This window comes from Paenibacillus wulumuqiensis (genome assembly GCF_000971965.1).
In the GTDB taxonomy this organism is placed as follows: domain Bacteria; phylum Bacillota; class Bacilli; order Paenibacillales; family Paenibacillaceae; genus Saccharibacillus; species Saccharibacillus wulumuqiensis.
Map to the genome: position 1 here is coordinate 1 of NZ_KQ040797.1, position 5,646 is coordinate 5,646.

Annotated in this window: 2 protein-coding genes; both read left to right on the top strand. The window is 50.4% G+C overall.

Features of this window, described 5'->3' with window-relative positions:
* On the top strand, positions 1-2,316 hold a 2,316-nt coding region (locus WH45_RS08240; RefSeq protein WP_046213929.1), incomplete at its 5' end, for a non-ribosomal peptide synthetase.
* Between the two features lie 5 nt (positions 2,317-2,321).
* Positions 2,322-5,646: non-ribosomal peptide synthetase (locus WH45_RS08245; protein WP_200897670.1), on the top strand; the 3,325-nt coding region annotated here is incomplete at its 3' end.

The window sequence follows — 5,646 nt, forward strand, 5'->3', positions numbered from 1 at the left end:
TATGTCCATCAGGTCAAGGAGAAGTGCCTGGGAGCTTACGCCCACCAGGAAGTGTCCTTTGAGCGGGTTGTCGAGGCTGTCCAGCCGGAGCGGCAGCGGAGCTATCATCCTTTGTTTCAGGTAATGTTTATTCACCATCATGACTTGAGCAAGAATGATACCGACTTTATACAAGGTGCAGAAGTAGCCGGTGTGAATGGTCATCCTGATCAGGCCAAATTTGATTTGACATTGTCAGTGTATGAACACGCCCAGGGTATGGATATTCAGCTTCGCTATCGGACAGAGCTGTTAACCGCACGCCAGGTAGATCGTCTGGCCAATCATTTAATTCACTTACTTTATGAAATTAGTATAGACAGTAATGTACAAGTAGGCAGTCTGAATCTGCTTCCTCCTGCAGAGCTGCGGACATGGATCAGCGAACAATCCGACTACTCGCTGCAAGAAACACCAATCACCAACAGTATCTATGATCAGGTGGAGCTGCAAATGAATCATTCTCCTTCTGCGATTGCACTGGAATACGGAGGAGAGAGTCTTAGTTACGGAGCATTGAAAACACGAGTCGAGCAATTGGCTTTTCATCTGACGCAAATCCAGGCTGTTCGTCGTCAGGACAGAGTAGGGATCTATATGGATAAGTCGATGGATGCGGTCATTGCGATACTCGCCGTAGTAAAGCTCGGTGGATGCATTGTGCCTGTGGACACGACGTATCCACAGCAGCGGCAGCAGTATATGGCAGCTCATGCAGCACCATGCTGTATGCTGACTACCCAATTGCTGCGCGAACAGGCAGAAGCGGCATTTGAGATGCCGGTGATTGTAGCCGAAGCCAATGTGTACAACAGCTGCCCCGCCGGAATACAGACGCAGGCTGCCTCCAGTGATGCCGCGTATATCGTATACACTTCCGGCAGTACGGGCCGTCCGAAAGCTATCATTAATCATCACCGCGGGATTGTGAACTATATTTCTTTTATGAAAAAAGAGCTGAAGATCGGTACGGATGATACGGTACTGCAGCTGGCTTCCTTGTCAGTGGACGGATTTTTCCGGGACTTGATTGCTCCGCTTGCGCTTGGCGCCAGAGTGGTCTTGATGTCTTATGAGCAGGCACGGGATCATGACTGGGTCATCCGGATGATTGCCCGGCGGCAAATCACCTGCTTGCTCAGCACAGTACCGTCGCTGCTCAAATCACTTGCCATTCATGCCGAACATGCCCGGTTAAAGCTGCATTCGATGCGAATCATGATGTGCAGTGGTGAAGTGCTGTCCGATCATCTGGCTCTGCGTATCAAGCCGCTTTTCCCTCAAAGCGATCTGATCAATCTGTACGGTCCGACAGAGACCACATTAACAACAACCTACCGGCGTATGGGTGAAGAACCCGAGGCTGTATACGATGTAGGCAAGCCGATTGATCATACGGCAGTATATATTCTGGATCATAATCGCTTGCCGGTACCGGATGGTCTGGTCGGAGAAGTATACATTGGCGGTCATGGCATGACCAGAGGTTATTTCAACGATGAACAGCAAACCGCACAGCATTTTGTACAGCTGCCCTGGGCAGATCCAGCCCTGGTATTTTATCGTACGGGCGATCGTGGGTTTATTCGTGAAAATGGACATCTGGCACTGAAAGGAAGATTGGACCGGCAGGTAAAAGTTCGAGGTTATCGTGTGGAACTGAATGAAGTGGAATCCGCTCTTGAATCTCATCCTGCCGTTCATACAGCTATAGCGGTAATGAGGCAGGATAGCGACCAGCATGCCGAGCTCGAAGGATTTATTTTAAAATCAGCCGACTGTTCCGGATATGACCTGGATGAGATCGTAAGCGATTTGAAATCCGTTTTCCCCATGCATTTGATTCCGTCTGCCATGTTTGTTTTGCAGTCCATCCCGATGACGCCCAATGGAAAAATTGACCGCAAGCAGCTGAAGCAGTATATCCTGCCTCCGGTTGCGGCAGCGGAGAATGATACTGGTGACATGGATACACTTGATATCCGTCAGCAGCGACTGGTCGGTATCTGGGAAGAAGTGCTGCAGTATGACGGCATTCGTATACGGGATAATTTCTTTACGATTGGAGGTCATTCCTTGCTTGCTGCACAGGTGATCTCGCGCATTCGTGAGCAGTTTGAAGTGGATATTCCGCTGACCGCTTTGTTTGATTATCCTTCTATATTCGAACTGGATAAGCATTTTGACAAGATAGCGCAGCCGCGAATACTGCAGTCTGCTATAGGCAGAAGAACACGCAATTTCAATTCTGATTTTACCAATTCGAATAAGAGGTGAACCAAATGGATTATTCCAATGTGCCCGTGTTTGAAGCTCCCATGTCCTGTGGGCAGCAGCGTCTGTGGTTTTTGCAAAATTTGGATCCCGATACAAGCGCATATCATATTCCATTTGCCCTTACCATTACCGGTCCGCTGTCTGTCTCCCGTTTCAGTGATGCTTTGGGGATCATCGTTGCCGGACATGAGCCGTTCCGTACGCGCTTTGCCTATACCGATTCCCGGTATCAGCAAATCATTTATGCCGAAGCTGCATTGAATTTTGATTATATGGAATACACCGCTGATCCCGAGCGGAATTTGCATGATGCCATGCAGTTTATTATGCAGGATAAGCAGCAGGCTTTCAGGCTGGAACAGGAATTTCCCTATCGGTTTTATCTATTTCGTCTGGCAGAAGAGCAGTATCTGTTTTATGCCAATATTCACCATATTATGTTTGACCGCGCTTCATTTCCGGTATTCATGGCGGAGCTGCTGAACTATTACCATTCACCTGAAGCGGAATCCGTTTTGGACGAGCAGCAGGATATTCAGTATGCGGATTACTGTTTCTGGCAGCAGGAGCAGCTGGAACAGGGACATCTGGCATCCCAGCAGAACTACTGGCTGAACGAGCTTCAGCAGTCTCCTGTTTTACAGCTGCCCGTACAAGCTTCGGGAAGCAAATCCGGAGAAAAACAACGCGGAAAGGCAGAATGCCGATTATTCCAGCTTCCGGCCGAAATGTACGAATCGCTCCAAAAATGGTGCAGATCAGAAGGAATTACTTTGAATATGGGTCTGCTATCCGCGTATAACGTGCTGTTATCCATGTATACCGGTCAGTCTGATCTGATTGTAGGCACACCGTCAGCAGGGCGGAATCGGCGTGAGGTTGAAAATACGATTGGATTTTTCGTAAATACACTGCTGATTCGTTCCCGGTTGAATATGCAGCAAAATTTCCGAACGTATGTAAAGCAGATCAAACAAAAATGTCTGCAGGCGTATGAGAATCAGGATCTTCCATTTGATAAACTGGTCGAAATGATGAATCCCGAGCGTGATGCAGGAACAGCCTCTCCTTTTCAGACCATATTTTCCCTGCAAAACAGACTGGATACCAGCTGGAATATGGGTGAAATTCAGCTGGAAATGATGGAGCTGCATAATGAGGATGCCAAATGTGATCTTGCTCTGTTGATGAGTGAGACGGAGGAAGGACTGTTCGGAGAATGGCAGTATGATGAAGCGCTATGGCAGCCGGCAGATCTGGACCGGATGACCATACATTTTGAATCCATTCTGCAATTTGTTCTACAACATCCGGAACAGGCACTACAGGAAATGGATATACTGACACCGGAAGAGCATCGAATCATTCATGAGATGAATCGAACAGCTTCCGATTATCCGGAACAATCGGTTATTTATTTGTTCGAACAGCAGGCGATGCAGACACCGAATGCGACTGCTATCGAAGAGGATGGGGTCACGGTAAGTTACCAGGAACTGAATCGGTCGGCCAGCCTGCTTGCCCGCAAGCTTGAAAATGAATCTGTCGGTGCCGGACAGACAGTAGGCATATGCATCGGTCGTTCCACTGCATTTGTGGTATCGGTACTGGCAGTGCTGAAATGCGGAGCTGTCTATGTTCCGCTTGACCCGCAGCTTCCGGAGGAACGCATGGATTATATTTTGCGGGACAGTGGAGTTGCTCTGGTGATCAGTGATCAGGCATCTACCGAAAAGCTGGATCATTCTCCTGTTCGGATCATGGTCTACAAGGAGCTGGGTGATGATGGGCAGCCTGACAGATGGAGTAATGCCGACAATACATCCGATCAACTTGCTTACCTCATTTATACTTCAGGATCTACCGGGCAGCCCAAAGGGGTAGCGGTCAGACATAAAGGAATTGTGCGTCTCGTCCAAAATACCAATTACATTGATATACAGCCTGAAGACCGTATGGCCCAGACGATGAATGTTTCCTTTGATATTTCCACCTTTGAAATATGGGGTGCGTTGTTAAATGGAGCAGCTCTGGTTATTATGCCGCAGACCGTGCTAATATCTCCGTCCCGGCTCAAACAGTGGCTGACCGATCAGCAAATCAGTGTAATGGCCATATCGGCCGCATTATTCCATAGTACAGCGCGGACCCAGCCGGATGCGTTTGTTACACTTCAATCCCTGCTAATCGGCGGGGAAGCACTGAGCAGCAGATGGGTTGGCGAAGTGGCAGCAGCCGGAGCGCCCAAACGTATGCTGAATTCATACGGTCCAAGTGAGAACACGGCGATTACCCTGAACCATGAAATTGACATCCATGAGCTTGATACGGATCAATCTATTCCGATTGGTACGCCTGTCTCGAATACATATGTATACGTACTGAATAAATATGGTCAGCAGCTGCCGGTTGGAGTTACCGGAGAGCTATATATCGGCGGTGAAGGACTGGCAGCAGGCTACTGGAACCGACCGGAGCTGACGGCTGAGCGATTTGTTCATCTGCCGCAGCTATCGGATGGGCCGCTGTACCGTACCGGTGATCTGGTCCAGCGGCGAGCGGATGGCCAGATTGACTTTATCGGCCGAACCGATGATCAGATCAAGCTGCGTGGTCACCGAATTGAGCTGGGAGAGATTGAAGAAGCGCTGCGCAGCTGCCCGGGAATCTGCGAGGCAGTGGCTGCATTGACTACCGTATCCGGTCAGGAAGAGCCGGTGCTGGCTGTGTACTATGCGACCGAACAAGAGCTGGAGGCCGGACAGCTGCGTGACCAGCTGCAGCAGCGGCTGCCTGCTTATATGGTACCGGCTGCCTGGCGGGAAGTGGCATCATTTGCCCTGACCGTCAATGGCAAGATTGACCGCAGACAGCTGCCACCGATTCAGGAACAGGATCTGCGTCAGCAGGCGTACCAGCAGCCGGATCGACCGGGAGAAGCAGAGATAGCCGCCATCTGGGCGGATCTGCTGAACCGGCAGCAGATTGGCGCCCAGGATCATTTCTTCGCTATCGGAGGGCATTCCCTGCTGGCGGCGCAGGTCGTCAGCCGCATGGAAGAACAGCTGCAGCGGCAGGTGACCCTGCGAGCCCTGTTTGATTATCCGGTGCTGCGGGAGCTGGCAGCGTATGTGCAGCAGCAGCCGGTAAGCGGCCCGGCCAGCGTGATTCCGGCCTATGTCTCGGAAGATGGTCGCTACCCGTTATCACCGGCGCAGCAGCGGTTGTGGCTGGTCCAGCAGCTGGAACCGGACAGCCAGGCGTATCATATTCCTTTTGCCTTTCATCTGTATGGCATTTTGGATGCCGATCGACTGGAGCAGGCTATTC